Origin of the sequence: Psychrobacter sp. Ps1, assembly GCF_022129425.1 — a bacterium.
Lineage (GTDB): Bacteria > Pseudomonadota > Gammaproteobacteria > Pseudomonadales > Moraxellaceae > Psychrobacter.
Genome location: NZ_JADQAN010000008.1, coordinates 62,303 through 86,571, shown reverse-complemented (window position 1 = coordinate 86,571; position 24,269 = coordinate 62,303). Strand labels below are relative to the sequence as shown.

The following is a 24,269-nucleotide window of genomic DNA, read 5'->3' as shown; positions in this document are numbered from 1 at the left end:
ATTACATCCCTTGGTTTTCGATAAAGCCTTTGGCTTCAAATCTGGCAATATGTTGTAAAAATGCGGCTTTGGCTTGGGCCGGCTGATTGAACACCAGCTGCTGGCGCGTATCCTTGTCACCTATTGTTTGTTCAATGGTAATCTTCTTATGGGCAATGGTGATGTAAACATACGCAATAGCGGTCTCTTGTGCGGTTAACGCTTGTGTCTTATCGCTTGTAGTCGCGTGTATCTGAGCAGCTGGTTGGGCTAAGGCCGTTAAATCAAGCGTCGGTGCAGAAGGTAATGTCATCAGCGAGCTATTGGATGCTACTTGTACGCTTTCTTTTTTATTCTTAGGCTGATTAAAGCGCTTACTCGGTACGCGTTTACTCAAGACACGAGTGTCATGCCAGCTGTCATTGCCCGTGTTATTTGGGTCGTATTGATTATATCTAAGTCGTAGCGCAATAAGATGCGCGCACACGCCTTGTGTGAGTCGGTGCTGCAAGTACTGCGGACAGCTACATTCCGCCTTGGTGACTATCCCTTCATCGCCTAATTGTAGCTGGCTGTGGTAAGTACGTCGATCCTCTTCAACATAGACATCAGCACTGATGCTCACGCCTTTGGTAGCGACAGTCTCAACAGAGAATTTCTGTACGGCATCCGTGCGGCCAATCAAATCAAAGGCCTGCTTTTCTGCTTCGTTGTGATAAGCGAACTGTGCCATATCAAGCGGCACTTGGCTCAAAGGTCTGTAGTGATACAGCTGCGTCGCCATCTCATAGCGAATCAAGCCTTGCTGAGTACCTGACAGTAACCACTGCTGTACTTGTGAGTGAGAAACAGGCACAGACGTTAATGAAGCATCTGCTGATAGCGACTTTACCAAATCTTCTAGCGTACTAGGGGTATTTTCCAGGGTTTTAATCGATACGGACAAGCCATTATGCTCATCGTTACTATCATTATTGCTGTCATTTAAAGTTGCTTTACTACTGTCTGACAAGTTTTCACTAGCAGCTAATGTATTGTGTAATGGGCGCTTTGGCAGTAACAAGTCAAAGTTTAATGACTGTGACCAATTGGCTTGGCTAAAGCCTGTCATGGCAAAGGTGAAATGAAAGCCTTTGCCTTTTAGTGTCCAATAGCTTGGCATGCCTTGCCCCAGTAGCGATACTGAAACGCTGTCAGTATGTGGCAACAGACGTTTTAATAGGCTGAGACGACGGCGACCCCATAAGCGAATGAGCTTTGCTTGTTGACCTTGATAGGGCTTTTGCTGTTGGCTGACTTGGCTTGTGACAGTAATATCAAAAGGTTCTAATATAATCGCCGGCAGCTGCTGAGGTCTAAGCTCAATCAGCAATCCTCGGCGCTTGCCTTTGATATCAGCATGCATACGCAGCTCAAACAACACGTTGTACAATGCGATTGGATCAAGATGGATGGTGTCTTGTGGTAATTGACCTGCAGATTGTACTTGTAGCAGCGCTCTGATCCAGCTTTTGGGCACGTTGATACGTTTTTCTATAATCTGTTTTTTTACGGTGGGCTTGGTTACTGTACTATCAGCATCTGCTTCAGCGGTCTCTGGTTTGGCTTCGAGCAACTGCAAACCGACCGCTTCATGACCAATGTCTAACATTGTTTGCTGATGGTCGCGAATTTTCTCAATACCGTTAAACAAAGCCGCACTATAATCAATACTCGTAGTACCAAGGGTAGCTTTGGCGCTTTGCTCAAAAATCTCATTGGTCAATGTCAGTTGGGCGTAGCAGCCTTCATCACGGCTAAATACCTCAAAGCTAACCCCTTGCTCATGCACCTGAATAATCGGGTCCAAAATACAAAAAGCCAGTGGGTCATTATCGAACAACCACGTGAAATAATCACGCTGCGCAGTAAATAGGTTTTTATTGCTGCTGGCACGGCGCATCTGCATAAATACCGTGTACGCTGAGCGGTCTTTTGGCACATAACGATAATCACTACTCACCACATCAAACAGCGCTAGCAAACTGTCACGAAAGACAAGGGGAGACTTTACCTTACCGTGGAAGTTAACCTCCGATCGATTCAGCTGAGCAAATAGTGCCACATGCTGAGTGTGTTCGGTCGTTTGCACCTCCGATAGTGAGTCTGACGATTCGTTAACTTGACTGATTTGGCTAGGTGCGGCGTAGTCCAATTGCATCATCAGGCCATCAGTGTTTGCTACTACGTCTGACTCTGTTTCTGATGCTTGGTCTAATTGATTATCTATAGTCATTGACTGTCTCCTTCACCCTGATTGCTTTTTTGACTGCTGTCCTGACTACTTTGTGCTGCAATGGATGACGACGGACGCTTTTGCTGTGCTCGTATCATGGCACGCTGCCAGCGGCGTAGTACTTTATAAGTAAGCTTCTGAATGTCTGAATTTTCATGTGCCATGAGCGCCGTCAGCCATTGTTCAATATTTGGATCATGTAACTGTCCAAGCGCTTCGATGGCACGGATGCGAACCGTCATCTCCATGTTGTCATTACTTGCGCAATGATAAAGTGCGTCAGCGTCTTTTGCTTTGCTCCACTGTAGCAGCTGTTGATTGATTGGTATCTCGGTAGACGAGCCCTTATGTTTCAGCGCATTCTTTACTATAGTTAGTATGGATTTTTGGGTAGATGTACCACTTTGTTCAATACGAGTTAGCAGCGTTGATAGTAAGGTTTGGTTGTCATAAGTTAGCTGCGGTTGAGCTATAGCTGATACAGTGCTCAATGTTGGCACTATATTTGATAATACCTTATCTTCAGCGACTGGTCTGGCCAGTAGTGCCAATAGCGCTTGCTGCCACCAACCGCTAACAGTCGTAGAAAGCAGTGGAATAGAAGTGATGGTCAATGGTTGACGAGAATCATTGAGCCAATCAAGCATTGCCGCGATTTGCTTAGTAGCCGCTTTATCGACAGCACCTTTGGCAATGGTAATGGATATATGACGCATGATTAGCCACACCAGTTGTCTGATGGTGGTACCCACTTGCTCAACCATGCCAATCCACTGACTATTATTGATGGTCGTTGGACTGCGGTTGATGGTGTCGATAAGCGTGTGCCATTGCTCGCTTGCAGTGTCAAAACGCTGCTGCAACGTCGCAACCATTTCTTTGTCTAAATAGTTAGTTGGATATTGGGTCAGATAACACAGTCCAATATGCTGTGTCAGGGGATTACTACTGGTAATTAACGCGGTAAGCTGTGATGTTGGCATATCTTGCTTGGCCATAATGGCGTTTTGCAGTGCCATCAGGGTATCGGCTGGCAAGTGCTCACCATGCTGCGTGATGAATGTTGCCAGCTCATCGATGCTGCTATTATCAATGATACGCTTTAGACTCAAATGCTCCGTCTCTTCTACAAAGTCATCATTATGGCTTTGGATGGCTGCCCAATCATAAGGATAAATCTGCGACGCGAGACTGCCCCAGGTTTTCTGTGCCGCAGTATAAGCCGCCATGAGCACAGCACGATCTAGGTTGTTTTGCTTTAAGATATCTAAAATTAATGCTTTATTGGCATCGTTATCATTCATCTGCAGTAGCCATACCGCATGCCTTTGTGGACGGAAGAATATGGCTTTATCGATATGAGTGCGGATATAGCTGCGGATTTGTTCCCAAGCAGGCGTTGTGTTGAGCCAGCGCAGTCCATTTAACCAATGGACAATGGCGGGATTGGTGAAATGGACTGCGGGGTCTGACAAGTGCGATTTTAATAGCTCAAAAATATGCGGACTATGCTCAAAGTCACCACCTTGTGCAAGGCGGCCTAAGGCTTCACTGGCCACGTCTTGCAGGTAATGCTCGTCATCTTCAGCCAGTTTGATTAACTTATCATAGGCTTTGTATAAGGTATGAACCTGTAAGTTTTTATCAGCGTTGTCCGCAGGCGAGCTAGCATTAGGCAAATCAGAATTTTGATTGTTATTGCTGCCTAGTAGCTCGCCAATGGCTAACACACTGCAGCTGCGGAATTCAGCATCAGGGTTGTAATCGATCGTGGCCATCAAGATATTGACCCCATCAGCATGACCGCATTTAGCGAGTCCTTCAGCCGCGGCAAATTGCACATCAGCGTCTTTATTACGCAGGGCGTTTTGTAATGAGGCAATACTACCATGTCGTCTTTTGGCTCGATATGCCAGTGCTTCAACCAACTTAAAGATATATTTAGCTGGCATCTGCTCGTAGGCTAGCGCCAAAGCGCTATCAATGCGCGAGGATAAATCACTGTCGTCCGATTTTGCCCATGCAAGTGACGGCAATAGCAGCGCGGCAAGTGCATAATCACTATGACTCATAAGGGTCGTAAACAGTGACAGCAAGACTTTCGAGTCTCTAGGATGCTGACGTTGTAACCAACGCGTGTCTTCACGCTCATCTAGGTAGTCATCGATGTTTTGATCGTAACCGCTGATTTTCACCAAAGTGTCAAATAAGTATTTACGCTCTTCTTTATGCTTTTGCGGCGTGTACTCAAACAGATTCTCTAAACGCTGTAGTAATGGTGCGACCAGATGCGTATTACGCAGGTCAGCGATATCACCATAAATAAACTGCTTAGGTTTGTTGATATGGGGATCGTCAAGTAAGGCTAATAATCGTAAGTGCGCTTCATTAGCAACTTGTTCAGCAGTCGCAATATCAAAGCTGCTCTCCAAACCATTCTTTAAATGACCCTCTAAAGTGTTCTTATTGATGAATTGGTACGACGTGAGTGCATCAACAAGCAACTGCCAGCTACGGTATTTCTCATTACTGGCCTGAGCATCTTCAGCAAAATCGAACAAGCTATCAAATAGCGTGCTGTCCGCAAAGAGTACGTCATAAAACTCAACCAGTTGACTCAGTGCTTGATATTTTGCATTCCAATCATCACTCTTCACAGCATGCAACAAAAACGTCAGTTTGTCTTGGCGTTGCACTGACGGCGATTGACTGTTTGCAAAGGGCGTGACGATGACTTGTTTCCATTCAGCAACGATCTGAGGCAGTAGCGACTGACAATAAGACTGTAGCCCAAGTAAGCTAGCAGGCAGATGGCCTAGTCGGCCCTTTAACAGCTGATAGGCCTCTTCTGCTAAGGTGTGATTATTGGTTTTTAATAAATCAATGAGTTGTTGATCAGCGCTACTACTGACAGTAGCTGTATCCGATGGTTTGCTTTGCTGCTGTATAGCATTGTTATTTGCGGTATCTAGCAATAGATCCAAGCCGCGTTTGACCATATCACGGTAGGGCGTACTCATGGCATAGTCAGCCAGCTTTTTGGCTGGCATGTCCAGCTTATACAAGCATGCCCAAGCCAACTCACGAATGTCAAAACTACTATGGTTCAGTAGTGGCAACAACACGCGACTGGTACTGTCTCGCCAGTCCTCATCGTTATTAGTGTTGTTATTGGTGTTCAGCTGCGATGGTTGAGTAGCAAGCCACATTAGCCCTCGAATGGCTTGGTCTGTGGTGCTGCTATTAGCATAATAATCGTCGCCTGCACGTATGACACCAATCCAAGCGCCAAAGGCAAGAGACTGATAAGGATAATGCACTTCCTGACTGTCTTGTTGTTCAGTAGGAGAGCTACCGACTGTTTGCGCATTGCCTGCCATATTAACGGTGGCCGTAACTGGGTGAGCACTTAACAATGCCTGTAAACTGCGTTGCCATTTTTGTAATGTCTCAAAAACATCGTCCTCATCGTCATAGTAGTCATGGGCGAGTAATTCAGATAAGTTGCAAATGACACTAATGGTTTTTGCGCGTACCAATGGCTGTTGATGTCGACTGAGATTGGCGAGCTGTTGTAAGTTTTCGGTACTCACCGTCGTTAGGATACTTGCTCGGATAGAGGATGTATTATGCGACTGTCCTTTAACACCACCTTTATATACCGTGTTTGGCATGGCATCTATCATCATTGTAATGACTTCAGAGTGAGACGATAAAACACTGCCTAATTGACGTGACAAGTAATCACTTAGGTACTGCCATGCTGACGATAGTGCTTGCTGGTTATTGCGTTGTTGTACGTCATTCGGGTAACGAGCGAGTATATTGGCATAGACTACTGCCGTGTCATTATCCGCAAAGCTTAATGTTTCTATCAGTCGGTTAGGTCGACCAATGCTAGTAGTGTCTGTTTTAGTAGCTTGCAGGCTATCTTGCCAGCCACCTTGCAAGCCATTCTGTAAGTCATTAAATATCAATAACAGTCTGGCTGCTACTGCATAGGACTCTGACTCAAACAAAGGCTGTAATTGTCGTGCATGTGTAATACCTAAACCGTGCTGCGCTTGAAGCCAATAAACAGGCATTTTTGATGCTACCAGATTGCTATTGTCGATATTGCCATAAATATCATGAGTCAACAAAGCCTGCCCACGCGTATCACCTAGGATAGCCAAACCAAAATTGGCACAATGGCAAATAATGGGGCTCTCATCTTTTTGCCATTTGAGCAGCAGATCAATATCGTTTACAGTCACCATGAGCGTGAGTGTTGGAGCAAGTGATTTAAAATCGGCGTCAGGGTGGTGTAAATATTTATCGTACCAGTTAAGCGCGTTGTATGTTGAGGGATAAGCTAGCTTTGATAAACCAAATAATGCTTGGCCTACATGACTGTACCACTGAGTATATGTTTCACTTTTTTTGTCCTGAGAGGGTATTGGTAGATCTAAGTAATGCTTAAAGACTTGGTACGCTTGCTCATCACTTCGCTTTGCCTGTTCTTCGTCAGTGTATAAGCGTGATTGGCTGGCCAGCAGTTGAGCGACTGTTAGCTGAATATCAGGATAAGGACTGTTGAGGGCCGCGGCAATCAATGCTTCGTGATGATTAGGTTGATCATCGGTGCTACTATCATCTAGGCTACTGTAATCCGCTAAAATAGTAGGCTGTAAGTCTGTCAGCGCCAAAGCGACCGTCAAAGCTTGTTTACGTAGCTCAATACTGTCATCAGCGAACATGGCCACTAGAGCTGGCATCAGTTGTGTCAGCTGAGTCGTATTGGCTCTGGCTTGCACTGTCGTAAGGGCCAGTTGCTTAGTGTCCGCATAAGGGCTGGCAAGTGCATTTAACATGACGTCAGTAAACCCTAAGTGTTTGCTTTGCTTAAGTGCGATGTCAAAGGCTTGCTTACGGATAGCGGCAAACGTATCCGCAAAGAACAGGGTCAGGACAGCTTGATTGGTCTTTTGGTGGCTGGTTTCTTCAGTGTTATTGGCTTTATTTGTTTTATGTTTCGAGTTCATTGCTAGCAACAGTCGTTGCCATTCTTCTATCGCAACTTGATGTACATCTTCAAAGAGGCTTTGCTGCAATAGCTTGATAATATCAACGATAGTACTATCAGAAACATCGTCAGAAACGTTTTTAGAAATAGTGTCAGATGACTGCTTAAATTGGCGGTTTAATAGAACTTTTACCACTTCTAACCGAATGCTGGTAAAAGGATTATTCAATGCCTGTAGCAGTATGTCTGTCATCTCTGACGACATCTGAGTGCTTTTGTCACCACTATTTGAGCTATCTGGTGCGACATGTTTTAAAAACAGTGCTAAAGACTGCTCATGAATGTCTTGATGTTTAGAAGCAAAACCTGTCGCTGCCCAAGACAATGCATTGTCTGCCAATTTGCCATAGGCTTGCATGGCCACTTGGCGCACGCCAGCGTCCTTATCATCTAGTAATGTCGGTAGGACTGCTTTGGCGTCTTCTATATTTAAATGACCAAGCGCTGTGGCGACACCAGCACGGATGATGGCACTGTCATCATGGCTCATTAGGCTAATCAGGGTGCCAAACGCTCGTTTGTCTTGTAGGCAAGCCAGCGCATACGCCGCTCGGAAACTGATATCTTCGTGACTATTGCTTAAGCTTTGTAATAAGGGTTCTAACGTGTCATTGCTTAGCTTTATAGATTCAGTAGCAGGCTTCTTGGATTTTGCCGTTTTAGCCTTACTCTTAGATGCTTGGGTACTATCTGCTTGTGAGATAAAATCTTGCGTGGATAAGGTTAAACGGATCGCCTCATCGGATTCTGATTGTTTAACACTCTTATCATTTGCCGCTGCGTTGCTAGCATTATCTAGTAGCGTGCCGCGAAGTAAGCGAAAGTCATCAAAATCAGTCAGGGTACGTAATGTTTGCGTGTCACCTTGCTGTTTCAATGCCTCTATCAACTTAGGCTGAGACAACAATGAGACGTAAAACGCTGTTTGCCTAATCTCTGTATTACGATGATTCTGTAGCAGCATCAACTGACGCGAGACTTCAAGATGGTTTAGCATACCGCGCTGATACAGACGAATCAGTCCTGATTGGACAATGTCTGACTGATTGCAGTCTAATGCCATCAAATCTGCTTGAGGGCTGTTGTCAGGCAATAGTGTCTCAAGCGAGGCCAATGCTTGCTTACGAATATTTGCAAAACTGTGTGACAACGCGTCTCTTAAAATAGGTAAGATGCGGCGCTGGCTTGTGGCATCCTTCATCGCGACTTTTAGGTAACCTTGTAACGCAGAGGCTACCACTTCCTCGTAGTAACGGTTTTTAAAGGCTTCTTCTAGATAATGCAGCGGGCGCTTCGCCGTGTCTGCGCGGTCGGCCAAGGCATGAAAAGCAGCAAGGCGTACTTTTGCACTGTGTGCCGAGCTTAGTTGCTGCTCTAAAACCTGTGCAGTTTTATCAAGATTAGTAGTAGCAATCCACTGTACCAATTGCAATGCTTGGTTGGCCGTGAGCGTGTCGCTATCAGCAAGTAATTTTTTAATCAGCTCTAATGTTTGATTATCTGCTTGCGCCTGTAGCAGCGCTAAGCCTTCTTTAAACGACACATCATTATTGTTTGAAGTATCTGTCAGTAATTGGCTGATTCTCTGATAGCCGTCTTTGATAATATAATTGACTGGTAATAGCTTGCTATTTTTTGCCGTACTATTTTGTGAGGTGCTATTCTGTGATGTACTTTGAGTGTGGTCAATAGGTATAAAACGTAAGCTCTGATCAGCACTGACTACGATGAGCGTTGGTTGTTCAGCGTAAGAAGATAAGACGATCTGTCGCGCCTTGGTTAGATCCTCTTTACAGCTGTTTGGCTGACCTTTATCAAATGCCCATGATTTGACGCTCTTGTCATCGGCGGCAGTGAAGAGCCGAGTGTCTGAGACACAAAGCGCCGTGATCATTTCGCTGTGTTGGCTAGACTTGGCTCTATCAACAGGATGCAGATCGCCTTGGACATGAGTACGGTATAGACATTTGTCTGTGCCTGCTGAGAAGAAGTACTGCCCGACTGGCTCAAAACACAGCGCGTTTACCCTACCTTGGTGGAGCTGTTTTCGGCTACTTAGAGTGAGCTGAGCTTTATCTGAGCTCCATTGATAGCTACTAACATCTCCCGTTTTATCTGCTACGACTAACCACGAGCCATCACTTGAGGTTGCTAGCGCGGTTAATGCAGACTCCTTACTTGATGCTGCTATAGAAGACGAGTAAGGCTCAATGATGACAGTACTGCTGGCTTGACTGTCCTGATAAGGCCATACCACGATATGTTTTGGATATAGAATAGCCAGTGCATCTTGTAGCGGCGCCATGGCTACGGCACGGCCTATATCATTGTTATTATTTTTAGGTGCATCGAACAAGGATGTAGCACTGGTCTTCTTAACTTTCTTGGCTTGCCAATCCGTTTGATAAAGATGACCATCATCACCAATCATCACAATAGTGCTGTCATCTATTTTGGTGATGGCTTGCATCGCACAAGGCAGCGCAGTTGTCGATAAGCTAAATTGCTCACCTTGTTGATCAAGGACATATAAGACCGTAGCAGATGCTTGTTGCTGGCGAGTAATAAAAAGACTGCGCCCATCTTGCTTGGTTGTCTTTTGAGTTGCTGCTTGGGTGCTGTTGGCCTTACTGACTAGGCCAATAATTTGACCCCAATAGGGGAGTGTTATTGTTTTCATGGTGTTATCTCAGTTGAGGTGACGTCATATTTTTTAAGTATCTTTTATCTATATTTGCTTACCAAAGCCGTTAAGCCGATGCCACTGGCTGCAGGTTTTTGGATAGCTCAGGATAGCGATGCAATAACCGTGTGACGGCAACCAAACACGCATGACGCTCCATCTTGCCTGCAGAGTGCGTAAAGGTGAACAGTGTGGGCATAATGAGCGCCGCAAAGGTGCTATCAGCCAATGCCACATCACGAAAGGTCTCAATCAACGCCAATTTAGCACGACTCGCAGATATAGGTTTTAGTGTGATATTGCTATCTGACCCAGCTGCCTCTGATGATTGTGGTGATGCTGAGTTTTTATCTGAGTAGCGTTGTTGCTTATGCTTACTGCTGTCACTAGTACTTGGCTCTTGCGAACTGCCTAGACGGCCAGGTGGTAGCTCAAAAAGACCACGGCGTAGCAGCATTAGTAGCTGATCGACTTCTGCAGGCAAGCTTGCCAAACGTTTATCTGACTGCTCTGTTATGACTGGTTGAGCGCTGCTGTCTTTATCTCGTGCAGCATCTTTATCTTTACTATCGCTACTGGTTGGTTGCCAGTTTGGCGACACGTGACGCGCCTTGTAGTGTTTCCATAGCATGGTCACGGCGGAATAACGTACTTCACGGTCTGTGCTTTGGGTCAATCGATATAAAGACTGCACATCTTGGAACTTGGCGTGACGCTGTAGTAGGGTGATACCGATTTGGCGAGCGACTCGCGCTTTGCTTTCAATCAACGCATTCAGCATGCCAGCATTTAATTGTGCTGACTGAACGTGGTAATGTCGATTGGCAACGGATGGCTTATCCAATAGCGCACGCTTCAGCAGTTGAGTGATATCCGTATAGGGAGATTCTGCCATCATCAGCCATAGGGCTGGCGTCGGTTGCCACGTCGCCATTTCATACTCACTCAGTAATAAGCCAAAGTCTCGCAGCTGGCTGTTACGATGTTGCAGCAAAGGAATGACGCGCTCTGCATCAAAGAATGAAGAAGGGATAATCGCATCGGGATCGACTGGTCTGTCTGTCAGTGCCATGCAGATATGCTCATGATGATGACTGAGGTAGCTGATCGCAAGCTCGCTGATAGGTGCAGTAGCATCATCTGTTGCCATATGCCACAGTGCGTTGGCACCTGCAAAAGTATCGTCTTCAGACACCTCTCGTGATTGACCGCTTAGCATCTGTAAAAAGGCGGTTTCGGAAATAATCTTTAGGGCAGCACCATCGGCGATTAAGCTCTCGGCTTTAACTTGCTTGCTACCTTTACGGCCATTGCCATATAATGGTGAACCATCATCACCGATGACCAAGTAATCTAACTTGCCGTTGACGGCGCTGCTAATAGCACCATTAGCCGCTTTCACAACTTTTTCGGCCTCGCCACGAGTCATGCTTTGCATCTTGCCTGTGAATAAATAGCGTTGGCCGGTTAAATCTACTTCAGTAGCAGCATCGCTATTTGAGTCTTTATTGTCAGTGCTATTACTGGAAGCGTTATCAGTAGAGTCGCCTTCATTGCTGTCGAGATATGCGATAAAGTCGGCAGGCAAGAACCCTTTGTTAATGCGTTCAATCGCAAATTCACGATAGAGTGCTTGTTCGCTATGCGCAAGGTTCATAAGCCAGTCGAAACCTAAATCTATCGGCGCAAACCGACGCACATCAGACAGCCAATCTCTCACGTTTTCTGCTAAGTACTCATCAAAAGCTAAGTGCTTTTGCCAGTTTTTAATAGAAGTATCAGCAGATTTTAATCGTTCAATATATTCACTCACTTGCCAATCACGCTCATAGGCAAGCGCATGCCAATAGCTCATATCAAGCGTCGCGGCTGACAGTACATCTTCATCAAACCAATCGGTAATAGTCGCTTGCGATAGTGGATGTAATAGCAGTATTTGCCACACGTCAGCGTTTACTTGGCTCAAATCCAAACGTCTGAGCTGGTCCAACGCAAAGTCCATGCAGTAGCTGTCGTTATAAGCAGAGAAGTCCTGTTGCTCTGGTATATCTAACTGCTGGGCAATGCGAATAAAGTAGTCAGTCCCTAGCTCTTTAGCACTATAGAGCTCAGGTAGTTTTTTTATGGCAAATTTTACGCTGTGTGTTTTGCCGCTGGTCAATCGTTCAAAAAACCACTCAGGGGTCAAGTCGCGCCTTGTAAAGTGTTTGCTAAGTTGTTTGCTCGCCGTTTGATAGTGACATTCGGTGTCTAATAGCTGACCCCAACCGTTGACACCAATATCAGCAACAGGGTCACGACTCAAGATATTGTTGATGGCAAATGCTCTAATAGGCTCATAATCTGACATGGCCAGTAACATCAGCTCAGTGAGTGATAAGTCTGGAGCATAGCTTTTGGCATAGCCAATCGCATATTGATAGGCGGCAGGATAGTGTGAATGGAGTAGTTGCAGTACGACTTGATGCAAGCCCAATACTTGAAATTTAGACTTTTCAAAATGCGGTGAATTTTCTAATAGCCAAACAATCATCTCATCACGTGCTTTGCTGTGCGCTTGTCCGGCAGATAAATATTGTAGCGTCTCACCACTCACATCACGTAATTGGGTTTTGAAATCGTGCTTTAGGCTATCGGTTGCAAACTGTCTGATAGCCTCGTTTCTGGCGATGGCCAGTAACTCAATAAGTGGTTCAGGGTCTCGTTGCCACGCTTCAGAGAACGCGCGACCTTTGGCATCAAAAAGCTTGCGAGGTGAGCGACTGCTGAATCGATTGACGCCATAATCAAGGCTGTTATGGAAACAGATGTGATTAAGTACCCAGCTGTTCGTTTGCTCAAGGCTACCTGCCGTCATGGTTTCGTCATAGCTGGCGAGTACACAGACGGCAGCATCAATATAGCCAATCGGCATTTGCTGACCCAACTGCCGCAGATAACGCCATGCTCTAAGGCTCATATAGGTTTTGGTGGCGAGACTGACCGCAGAGTTGGCGGTTTGATTGAAACGCTGTAAATCAATCTTGGCGGCTATTTGTCCAAATATCTCATAATCTTGAGAAAATTCAGCTTGCTTATAAATACGCTTTAAACCCTTCCACGCACCATAGCTGACTGGCAAAGCCGTAATGGCTTGTTTTAAGATGGCTCTAGAGTACGCGCTGCCATCTTCCCACAGTGCGGTCAGTGTTATATGGATCTTATAGCGATCTGGGAGGGGGTAAACGCCTTCGTCTGCTTCCAGTTTGGCAATCATTGCCACGCGCTCTGCAAACTGTACTTCGGAATGTTGGTCCCGAAACTGATGACTAAATATCTCATCTAAAAACCGATCAAAAGTAAGCTCATGCTCAGGGATGGGCGTCTCGGGAATTGCATCAGCTTGAGTTGCCAATGTACATAATTTATCGACCAAACTTGGATCTTGGGCTTGCCAAGCTTGCTGAATTTGTGAAAATGACAGACTCATAGAAATTTGCCTTAATTTTTATTTTGTCAGTGCGCGTAATTTTGTAGCACCATAAAAGCGCGTTTCACAGAAAATATCAAGGACTTTTGTAAGGAAATATATGGTCTGCGACATATAGCGTCGCGCACGATTTTATTTGCAATTATATATTGACAATAATAACTGTTATGAGGCAAACTTAACGAGTTGTGAGATTTAGCGTTTCACCGTTTACGGTGAGGGGCGACGTTGCGTCGTCCACGAGTCAAGCCATTACATTTTACCCAAGGAAGACTGTTTCAGTCCTGCTAATACCTAGATAAAGGCCCTAGTGTCATTAGCTCGCTGGCGCAATCACGCAATCGTGATTGAGCTAATGCACTAGGGCCTTTATCTAGGTGCAGTCCAGTGAGTCTTCCATGTACCAGGTCATGAGGTAGATTACACAACAATTGAGTGTGACATCATTATGATGGCATTCAAGGCCTTTAAAGCAAAACCGGATTAGGGCTGTTTATTCAGCGCTATTCCGGTTTTTTATTGCCTGATTATTAGTTGATAATAAAAAAGCCCTCTGTCTATCACAAAGGGCTTCTTAGTGCAGAAAGTATGATTTTATACGGAACTATTTATCCCCAATAACCATCAGGACATTTAGGCAATTCAACTAACGTGCGACGTAACGCATCTGACCATTGATGACGGATGGTATTAAAATATTCATCACGCTCATCAATACGTCGGCCGTTTGGCAGAGCTAGGCTGTCATTGTTATAAAGTACAAAATCTATCGGCATACCGACTGATAGGTTTGAGTGAATCGTGGAATCAAATGACAGCATCAACGCACGTGCCGCGTGCCTTACATCCGTGTTGTAGCTGACAGAACGATCCAAAATAGGTTTGCCATATTTGCTTTCACCTAACTGAAAGAAGGGCGTATCTTCAGTGGCTTTGATGCAATTGCCTTCAGGATAAATCAGGTATAGCTCAGGTGGCTGTCCTTTTATTTGACCACCAAGCATAAACGAGCTGGTAAATGCACCATCGCGAGTAGAGTTAGCGACTGCTTTTGCATGGTTCATAACATCACGCATACATTCACCAACCATTTGCGCGGCATCAAACAACGTCGCTACTGTATTGAGGTTACTCTCAGCACGCTGGTCAATGTCGCTTTGTAGTTTATTGAACACTGCCTGCGATGTCGCTAAGCTACCAGCTGTCTGTAGCACCATAAAGCGCTCGCCTTCAACGCCGTATTGATACAACTTTCTGAATGTCGATATGTGATCAACACCGGCATTCGTGCGCGTGTCACTGGCAAAGACCATACCGTCTTTTAGACGAATGGCAGCACAATAAGTCATAAAATACCCTTGATGAATAAACGTAATAAAAAATAGCAAACGCTATGATAGCTTTTTGACTAATACCAAACTGTAAAGATTTTCGTAACCGCCGCCCATACGCACGCCGCGAACAGGCGCCGTATCTAGATAATCTCGCCCAATAGCCACATACACATGTGAGTTTGGGGTAAACGCCTGATTTGAGATATCAAAAGTATACCAGTAACCATCCAGCCAAACCTCAGCCCATGCGTGACTGGCCATGTGATTTTCGGTATCGTCATACAGATAACCGGACACATAACGCGCTGGAATTTGTTGATCGCGCAAGATACTTAAAAACACATGTGTATGGTCTTGGCACACACCGGCACTTGTCGCAAACGCCTCAGCAGCAGTTGTGCCCACATGTGTGACGTCTTTAACAAAAGGCATTTTCATAATAAGGGCATTCGCCATCGCCTTTAAGCTGTCATGAGTAGGGGTTTTCAGATATGGTGCTGCAAATTCTCGCATCTCTTGTGAGCATTTGGTCAAAGGGGTTTGTACGGTAAATAGCAGGTAGGGGACATGATCCATATCCTCTAAACGTTCGGTTTCGGTGTTGATCTCAACGATACCCGACGCCTGCATTTGTAAGTTGTTATGTGCCTCGTTACGACTGAGCGTGAGCCATGCATTACCAAAGCCGTCCTTTTGGTTGGTCGCCACTTTAGGCAGCATGACATCCCATTTATGAATGGTTTGGTGCGGCATTTGCATGGGTGTCATACGTATATACTGTACACTGCGCTGCGCCAGCTCATCGTAATAATAGTTGGTTTGGTGACTGATTTGAAGTTTCATGGCATTTTCCTTATAGCGTCTTTCTATTTTCTGTTTATTCCATATGTCTCATGAGCCATTGCTATTGGTTTTTGGCTAGACACCTTCTATACACCTTGACGCAGTATGAGATTGAACTCCTTGCTAATCAGCGCAAAATCACTAAATTTCTTTGACCTGATCATCTGGTTGGTCAAGCGGATAAGCTCACGCCAGCGCGTATTTTCCGGCAACTCATTAATCCAATGTCTGAATTCAAAACTGATCTCTGTTGAATCCTCTCCCAACAAGACGGCACGCTCAAGCTGCTCAAAGTGACGCCCTAATTGCCAGAAGCAAGTCACTGTCGGATTTTCTTGTTTCATCGCAGCGTTACACGCGTGTAGCTGCAAGGTCGCTGCTCGATACGTGCCAGCACTCGATAAACGCTTGATCAAGTTGTATAACTCAGCAGTATCTTTACCAATGACACCTTTGGCCTCTTGGACATTATCCTCAATCGATTGCACGATATTGGGTATGATGTTTTGTTCCAAATCAGCCATCATTTGTGCTTTCATGGTGGTCAGTGACACTTCACCATCAACGGCAAACCCTAAATGACTAATTAGATGTCTGATCTGTGATTTTTTGAAATCGCCTTTGATAAGTTGTTTCATAACATCGTCGTAGTAATACAGACGCTCACTATATCGGCCTAGCCATATCAAGTGGCTGGCGGTAGAGAGTAGCAGTATCATGGGCGCATCATCTAAACTCTCGTAACCTGTTTCTAAGGGCTGGACGCGATCATAGTAGTTCGCGTGCCCTGAAGCATTGACACCTATTGATGATAAAGGCGAGCACTTGTCGGTCTGCTGGCTGTCTAAATCACTATCATCAATAATCCAAGTGTCTTTGATACCGCCGCCTTGTGATGAATTGACGACTAAAGAGCCTTCAACCATGGCCACTCGTGTCAGACCACCGGGTACAATATCTACTGTGCCATCACCATGACTGAGGATAAAAGGACGCAAGTCAATATGACGTGGTGCGATACCATCGCTTACGGCAGTGGGATTGGTAGATAGAGAAATAGTCGGTTGGGCAATAAAGCCGGCTGGGTTTTCAAGTAGGCGTACACGATATTCTTCGATTTCTTTTTTGGTCGACGTCGGACCAATAAGCATCCCGTATCCGCCTGAGCCCTGTGTTTCTTTTACTACCAGCTTGTCTAGATTATCGAGCACATATTTGAGATCGTCGGGCTTACGGCACTGGTATGTCTCAATATTAGGTAGGATAGGCTCTTCATTTAAGTAGAACTTGATCATATCTGGCACAAAAGGATATAAACTCTTATCATCGGCCACGCCCGTACCTGGGGCGTTAACAATCACCACGTTGCCAGCGCGATAAGCACTCATTAGCCCTGATACACCCAATATGGAATCAGATTTAAAGGCTAACGGGTCAATATAGGGATCATCAATGCGGCGATAGATCACATCGACTTGTACCTTGCCACGAATGCCTTGCATATAGACTTTACTGTCCTCAACGACCAAATCATAACCATGGACAAGTGGTACATTCATCTCATGCGCTAAGAAGGCATGCTCATAATAGGCACTATTAAAACGACCTGGCGTTAGAATGACGACTTGTGGATCATATTTGGATGTTGAGCTGGCAAGACAGGCCTTGAGACGGCTAGGGTAATCACTGATGCCCATGATAGGCGTTTCAGTAAATATGTCAGCTAATAGTGTTTCTGATATATTGCGGCTCTCAAGCATATATGAGACGCCTGATGGGGTACGCAAGTTATCCTCTAACACACAAAATTTACCTGTCTCGTCTCGAATCAAGTCAATACCGCTGATGTGCGAATAGATAGGCTTGTCGAGCTCAATGCCCATCATCCATGGCTCATAGCAACCACTGGCATAGACGTAGCTGGCAGGGACAATATCTGCCTTCATGATGGCTTGGTCATGGTAGATATCATGTAAGAATGCATTGAGAGCCGTGATACGCTGTTTACAGCCTGCTTCTATTTGTTTCCATTCGCTCGCGGCAATAATGCGTGGAATGATATCAAACGGAATCATACGCTCGATGTTTTTGGCATCGCTATAGACGGTAAAGGTAACCCCTTTACGGTAAAAGATATTTTCTGCTTGTTCGTTTAGATAATTGAGGGCATCCATGTTGATGTTATCAAGCCAATGGCCAACAGCTTGTGCCACTGGGCGATACCTACCCTTACTTATCTGCAATTCATCGAAACTTTGTGGTTTTTTCTCAGGTTTTTCTGAAGTGTCTTTTGTGAAGGTATCTTCGGTCGGTGTTGACGCGGGACTTTTAGTATTATCATTGGGCACTTTAATGGATTGGCTCTGACTTTGATTTGCAGATTTTTCTTTGTCTGGGTTTCCATCCTTAGACTGACTTTGAGATGCTGTTTTATTCATAAATACCTCACGTATCCTTGGTAAAGTTATACTTTATGATGAATACACTGTCTATGCTAAGTAGAGTAGCACTTGTACTGCGCCCAACAGGTAGTCTATCTCCTGTATGGACTATACAACGGTTAATGAGCAATATACAACAAGAGTTAAATAATAGATTTTTAAAAACTTGAACCTAATTCTAATAAGTTTAACTCAATAAAAACAGGAGGGGAGAAGACATGAAGCTACGTGGTAGGTTTTTAATGCTGGCAGGTATAGGGTTGTCAGCGATTATCAGTGTGACTGGCTGTGGTAGCGAACCACAACAAGATACCTTGCCCGCTGGTAGCACAGTGGTCGCACTTGGCGACTCATTAACCTATGGTTACGGCGCAAATCCTAAAACAGCATATCCTACGGTGCTAGCAGAGCTAAGCAAATGGAACGTCGTTAATGCGGGGGTCAATGGTGATACATCTGCAGATGTGCTTACTCGAGTGAATGAGATCATTGAGCAAAACCCTGATTTGGTCTTACTGGGTGTGGGTGGTAATGATGTATTGCAGCGCATTGCGCCTGATACCACTCGTGCCAATATCATCGCGACTATAGACACCTTACAATCCAAAAATATTGACGTTGTCCTAATCGCTGAGCCGTATCTCAGTACCAGTGCTTTGTTTGGCAAGGCAAGTGATAATCCACTGTATGAAGATATTGCGGAAGCTGAAGGCATACCTCTGTATTCTGATGGCTGGTCAACTGTACTGTCAGATGAGGCTTTAAAGTCTGATAAAATTCATGCCAATGCTGCGGGCTACAGACAGTTCGCTGAAGGGTTGCATGATTATCTAAAAGACGAAGGTTGGGTGCATTAAACCGCAATGTAAACTACAGCTTTTAAGTTTAAAGATTATGAGTAAGGTGTATGTCTGTAGTCAGTATATAAAGCAAAAAAAGCAGAGAGTTTATTGGCAAGGCTCTCTGCTTTATCATGATTTGGAATTGGCACCACTTGGCACAACTCATTTTTGATGGTTTCATCATCATAACTGGCTTCAATGTGGGCGATAAATGCGGCACTAAATACAGGTTGATAGGTACGTACGGTTTGCACCACCACGGTATCACCTTTGAATACATCGTACGTCTCTGTCACTGGTACTGCCCGTGCAGAGCAGTCGATATGCATGGTGTTGGGGGTGGTAGAAATGCTGTCCTCACCAAAATAAATCTTGTCAGTATCTAAGCGGGTCACGCGACCTTTACGTACAATGTTTTTAACACGGCGTAACTGCTTGAGCTCTTCACTGCTAATGGTAGCGCCATGGAACATTTGCGGGCGTACATTTGGATCAATACGCATTAATACGCCGCCTTTTTCTAAACGATTAAACAGGTCTTCGATGTTTTCTGCCTCAGCAATCGCTTCTGCCTGAGTAGCCTGTGCTCCAATAGTATGGGTGAAAAAATCACGAGAGGGTTGGGTATTTTTACGATCGATCAGCCAAGCATCTCTTGGCATAATCCACGTGATATTGTCTGGGTCAATTTGACTCTCTAGTAGCCATAAAACCGCATCAATACCTGTTTTTCCGCCGCCGATAATCACGTAACCATCACGAGGTTTGGTTAGACTCGGCAAATCATTTAATGGGCCAAACTTAACACCATCAGCAATCTCAAAGTTTGGGGTATGGGTCGCTGGTACTGAGGTTTTGAAGTAAGTACCGTCAATGATTTTCTTATTGACCTTAACCTCATAGCTGGTATCAGACAGCAACAATGAAAACTTGCCGTCGCCTTTGTACTCACACATCGGGAAGTATTTCACGCTGCCACTTGGTAAAAACGTGTGCTTCATGACTTTATCAAAGTACGCCATGACTTCTGCGCCTGACGCCAGCTCGGACAAGCCTTTATTTAAACCAATTTTATCAATCATACCGCCGCAAAGCTCACGTGAGCTAACGCCATAAAAAGACGACGGCTGATGTAAGGTGACAAACGAATAGGCATCGTTCCAATGACCGCCTGGCTTATGATGTTTATCGACGATAATAATATTAGCATCTGTTTCTGTGAGCAGCACATCGGCAAAAGCCATGCCCACCGCGCCACTACCAATGATTAGATAATCCGTTTCTAGCTGTTGAATACTCATAGTGTCCTTACTCTAAGTTGAGCTTCTATCAACACAATCAATTCATAATTGTTTGTGCATAACAGTGTTATATACTAGAATAACACTGTTATAATTGTCAAGACATAGTGAGAATCTAATGGATGCCAGAACCAAAATACTAAACGCTGCATCTGAGCTTTTCTTAGAAGGGGGTGGGGAAGCCTTGAGTGTACGCGCCATATCCAAGCGGGCAGGACTGTCCACCATCGGTATATACAGTCACTTCCAAGGTAAGCAAGGCATACTAGATGCGCTGTACATAGAAGGATTTAATCTCGTCCGTGAAGCCATGGATGTCATTCCAGAAGGTAAGGCAAACAAAGAGCAAGTGCTAGAGGCGTGCCTAGGGTATCTCAATGTAGGCGAGAAATATGAGGCGCACTATCGGCTGATTTTTGGGGAATCTGATGCAGGATATCAGCCCTCTGAAGAAGCAGTTGCAGCCAGAGACAGTGCATTTTCAAAACTGGTACGGGTGGCTGGCTCGTATCTACCAGATGGTGCGACTATTGAGGAGCGCAGACAAATAGCGCTAGATATTTGGGCAATCGTACATGGGTACGTGAGTATCAGTCACCACATGGTGTTTACTGATGATATAAATTTGGACTGGAAATCAATGGCGCTACGAGTGGTAGAAGTGCAGTTAGATGCCATAAAGTCTTCTTAGTAACGATATTGGCATATTTGTGGCAAGTGAGTGCATGCTAGGCTGAGTTATTTCAATATCGTAAGGTTTAAGGATAGCAAATTATGTTTGGCATCATAAAAGACTGGCGTGAACAGCGCATACTAGACAACAGTGAATTTACTCAGGCTGACTGGATGCAAGCGGCTGAGCGCATCGTGATACTTGATAGATTAAATGTTGACGAGATGAAACATTTATTTGAGTTAGCAACATTATTTTTAGCTGATAAATCTATCACTGGTGCACAAGGCTTTGAAATTACGAATGCTATCAGACAGTCGATTGCACTGCAAGCGTGTTTGCCGATCTTGAACTTAGGCCTTGATTGGTATGCTGGTTGGTCATCCATCATCATTTATCCTGGCTCGTACAAGAGTGCTAGCACCACGGTGGATGAGTTTGGTATCGTCCATGAGGGCACTCAGCACCGTAGCGGAGAAGCATGGCTGCGAGGGCCTGTCATTCTCTCATGGATGGACGCTAAGTACTCAGGCGAACGTGACGGACACAACGTTGTCATTCATGAATTTGTACATAAGCTCGATATGATGAACGGCCGCGCCAATGGTTTTCCACCGATGCAACCTGATATGGATCCTGCAAACTGGACACAGATTATGAGCCGCGATTTTGAAGATTTTCAAACACATCGCAAGTCAGGACTTGATCGTTATGGCGCAACCAATCCTGCTGAGTTTTTTGCGGTTTTGAGTGAAGTGTTTTTTGAAACACCGCAAAAGCTGGTTGATGCTTATCCGGATATTTATCAGATTATGGTGAAATTCTTTCGGCAGACGCCGTTATAAATGATATTTATAGAGATGGTGACAGTAAACTGTATTTAAGACAGCATAAGCATGTTGGAATTGGGGAAGCTGAGATGATTAACACTATAAGTGATAATGTGGCAAAAGTAGAGATCTATGAAAGTGCTGATGGAAAGGCGCAAGTGGATGTACGTTTTGAGCAAGAGACTGTCTGGCTGTCATAAGCACAAATGACTGAGTTGTTTGGTCGTGATCAATCAGTAATTTCTTGTCATATCGCCAAGGCCATAAAAGATGAAGAAATCGCTGAAAAAAGCAATATACAAAAAATGCATATTGCAAATTCTGATCGCCCGGTGACTTTTTATGACTTAGACGTGGTTATATCAGTCGGTTATCGCATCAAATCTCCTCAAGGCGTGCAATTTAGACGTTGAGCACTGCAGCGGCGCTTTTTTGTTCGTGGATTTTTTACGCCGTAACCACCGACTGCTGAATAATAAAGGCGACATGGTCATCAATAATACTGGGCTTGCAGCTTTAATCTTACTGGTCGCTGAGTCTGACCCCAACCAAAAAAAATTTGATCAAATTGATTATGAATATGTTGTCGTTAGAGGGCTAGTAACAAAGCTTGTCATTAAAAACTATACCAAAAACCATGTAGCACAATCCGCTATATATCTTTAATTGAATATACATAGCATTTATATCCAGATAGAGTAAGCTGTCACTTTAAACAAGCCTTATAAAAGTTGTCGGGCAATCTTTCTCTACACCTTAAACCGTCCATTGGTCATTAATGATAGCCACTAGGTAACGCTTGCCTTGATACTCATCAAATACCAAGCGTAGTACCCGCCAGTCCATACCATCATACTCATCCGTGCCTTTATAATAAAATTCTACAACATCTGATGTTTGGTATATTTCTTTTAAATTATTGATAGAATTACTATTATTTTTGAATTCATTGACATTGATACTAGCATTATTGAACTTTTTGCCATCCACCCAAGTATCCAGATAAGCAGGCAACGGCGTGACCAATAGATCGCCAGTACCGTCTTTTTCGCCCCAAGTAAATTGAATGTTAGACTGCTGTAAATACTGTGCAAATTGCCCGCGGCTAAAGACTTTATCTGACTCAGGCCGTACATAAGCGTACATCGAAAAACGAACGCCACGTGTTGGATGGATATCATTAGTGATTCTAGAAAAGTCCTTATTTGCCAGTGCGCGCTGTATACGTAACGCTTGCTGCCTAAGGGTTTGCTGGCTGATATCAGCATTACTAGGTGTTGATGAGCTACTGGTTGGCTGAGATACAATGGCTTCACTGGACTCAGAAGCAGACTGACAACCCGTAGCAGCTAGCGTGAATAACAGAAGGCTGCTAGAGACTAATGTCGCAGATTTTTCCTTAAAAAAAGAAGGTAATGTCATCATAAAATCATCCTTAGCACAGTTATTAGCGAAAGAAACATCACTATAAATTGTCATGGGAACTGGTAAAAAATACCATAAAAGCACTATGTAATCGATATTTTGGTAAGTAAACCTGAATGATACGATAATACAGCAGAGTCCGAATATAGGTATGATGTAATAGTCGGTAACACTTATAGGATAAAAGCTCGCAGAGAATAAGATGCCAACATATAAATCGCTGACATTACTATTGACCATAGGACTGATGCCTGTCGGTCACGCTATAGCGGATGTATCAAAAGTAGATCAGAAACAAAATGCCATGGCTGATATAAAGATTGCGACTATCACGAAAATGTACCAACAAGATATTGATGACCAAGGTATGAGTAATCCTGTAGTGCTGCAGCAATATGCAGATGCTGACTTGCAAGCAGCCATGCAACTTGAGCAAGAATATTTTGATAAAACTCAGACGTCCTGCAATATAGATTACGATGTGCTTTGGAACTCGCAAGATCCTGACTATACGCAAGACAAGAAGTTTTCAATAACTGCTCAAGGATTGGTTCAGGTTAGCTTGGCACAAGGTAGCGATGTTTATTATGAGCTGTCATGTGATGACAATGATAAAAATTGCCAAGTCGCAGACGTGGTTTTAGATCGGGATGGCAAAACTTTGCGTCAGCATTTGCTTGAAACTTGTCGTTAGTAAAAGTCTATAACTAATATCAAATCCGAGTTAAGGTATCAGAATGACATGGTATAAATGGTTTTTCGCCTAACTACTAAAACCGTTGGTTTGTTTTCGTATAATGTATATTATGTTAAATTAAGTCTATCAAGTAGCGGGCTTAGATCTTACTAACTATAGAATCAGGATTATCAGATACTTCTAATGCTACTGGATATAAACATCCTACCAAACTGTTTAGCTCTCGCCAACTAACTCTGTCCTGTTAATTCAATCGAATCTTTTGGACGATACTTTACGCTTGATCAGTTTTACTTCTAAGCATCTCTGGCAGGCATATTATTACATCGGTCATCTAACGATTTATTAGGCATTGAGATTTGAATGCTCTATATAATTGGCCATTAATATTCTATGCTTCGCTAAAATACTC

The 24,269-nt window shown here is 44.3% G+C and carries 13 protein-coding genes and 1 pseudogene; 6 read left to right on the top strand and 8 right to left on the bottom strand.

Going from position 1 to position 24,269, the window contains the following annotated elements:
- Window position 1: 1 nt before the first annotated feature.
- The 6 genes and pseudogenes from I3249_RS05895 to I3249_RS13125 form a co-directional block, all read right to left on the bottom strand.
- Entirely contained in the window at window positions 2–2,254 is a 2,253-nt protein-coding gene (locus tag I3249_RS05895) for a hypothetical protein (protein WP_238069081.1), read from the bottom strand.
- On the bottom strand, window positions 2,251–9,999 hold the full coding sequence (locus I3249_RS05890) for a HEAT repeat domain-containing protein (RefSeq protein WP_238069079.1): 7,749 nt from the start codon (window positions 9,997–9,999) through the stop codon (window positions 2,251–2,253). Before I3249_RS05890 ends, I3249_RS05895 begins: the two co-directional genes overlap by 4 nt.
- Before the next feature lie 70 nt (window positions 10,000–10,069).
- Window positions 10,070–13,471, bottom strand: coding sequence for a BRCT domain-containing protein (locus I3249_RS05885; RefSeq protein ID WP_238069076.1), 3,402 nt, complete (start codon window positions 13,469–13,471; stop codon window positions 10,070–10,072).
- A 608-nt stretch (window positions 13,472–14,079) separates the two neighbouring features.
- Entirely contained in the window at window positions 14,080–14,820 is a 741-nt protein-coding gene (locus I3249_RS05880; RefSeq protein WP_179799172.1) for a peptidase, read from the bottom strand.
- Window positions 14,821–14,862: 42 nt separating this feature from the next.
- Window positions 14,863–15,648, bottom strand: coding sequence for a transglutaminase family protein (locus I3249_RS05875; protein WP_201579743.1), 786 nt, complete (start codon window positions 15,646–15,648; stop codon window positions 14,863–14,865).
- Between the two features lie 854 nt (window positions 15,649–16,502).
- Window positions 16,503–17,795 (bottom strand): annotated as a pseudogene (locus tag I3249_RS13125) (circularly permuted type 2 ATP-grasp protein); the annotation flags it as partial.
- 512 nt (window positions 17,796–18,307) lie between these two features.
- Here I3249_RS13125 and I3249_RS05865 point away from each other — a divergent pair.
- Complete coding sequence (locus tag I3249_RS05865) at window positions 18,308–18,946, top strand: GDSL-type esterase/lipase family protein (protein WP_238069073.1); 639 nt, start codon at window positions 18,308–18,310, stop codon at window positions 18,944–18,946.
- Window positions 18,947–18,981: 35 nt separating this feature from the next.
- Here the strand turns inward: I3249_RS05865 and I3249_RS05860 are convergent, their stop codons facing one another.
- The gene (locus I3249_RS05860; RefSeq protein ID WP_238069072.1) at window positions 18,982–20,232 is read right to left on the bottom strand and encodes an FAD/NAD(P)-binding protein; all 1,251 of its coding nucleotides are present in this window, start codon (window positions 20,230–20,232) and stop codon (window positions 18,982–18,984) included.
- A 118-nt stretch (window positions 20,233–20,350) separates the two neighbouring features.
- Between I3249_RS05860 and I3249_RS05855 the strand changes: the two genes are divergently transcribed.
- From I3249_RS05855 to I3249_RS05840, 4 genes are all read left to right on the top strand, one after another.
- Entirely contained in the window at window positions 20,351–20,923 is a 573-nt protein-coding gene (locus I3249_RS05855; RefSeq protein WP_238069071.1) for a TetR/AcrR family transcriptional regulator, read from the top strand.
- Between the two features lie 83 nt (window positions 20,924–21,006).
- Entirely contained in the window at window positions 21,007–21,750 is a 744-nt protein-coding gene (locus tag I3249_RS05850) for a M90 family metallopeptidase (RefSeq protein ID WP_238069070.1), read from the top strand.
- A gap of 191 nt (window positions 21,751–21,941) precedes the next feature.
- Complete coding sequence (gene rhuM, locus I3249_RS05845) at window positions 21,942–22,148, top strand: RhuM family protein (RefSeq protein WP_238069069.1); 207 nt, start codon at window positions 21,942–21,944, stop codon at window positions 22,146–22,148.
- Between the two features lie 25 nt (window positions 22,149–22,173).
- A complete protein-coding gene (locus I3249_RS05840) occupies window positions 22,174–22,401 on the top strand; it encodes a hypothetical protein (protein WP_238069068.1) in 228 nt (75 codons plus the stop codon).
- 90 nt (window positions 22,402–22,491) lie between these two features.
- Here the strand turns inward: I3249_RS05840 and I3249_RS05835 are convergent, their stop codons facing one another.
- On the bottom strand, window positions 22,492–23,160 hold the full coding sequence (locus tag I3249_RS05835) for a hypothetical protein (protein WP_238069067.1): 669 nt from the start codon (window positions 23,158–23,160) through the stop codon (window positions 22,492–22,494).
- Between the two features lie 202 nt (window positions 23,161–23,362).
- On the opposite strand from I3249_RS05835, the gene I3249_RS05830 reads away from it, so the two are divergent.
- Window positions 23,363–23,854: a hypothetical protein gene (locus I3249_RS05830; protein ID WP_238069066.1), complete on the top strand. Its 492-nt coding sequence runs from the start codon at window positions 23,363–23,365 to the stop codon at window positions 23,852–23,854.
- Window positions 23,855–24,269 lie beyond the last annotated feature (415 nt).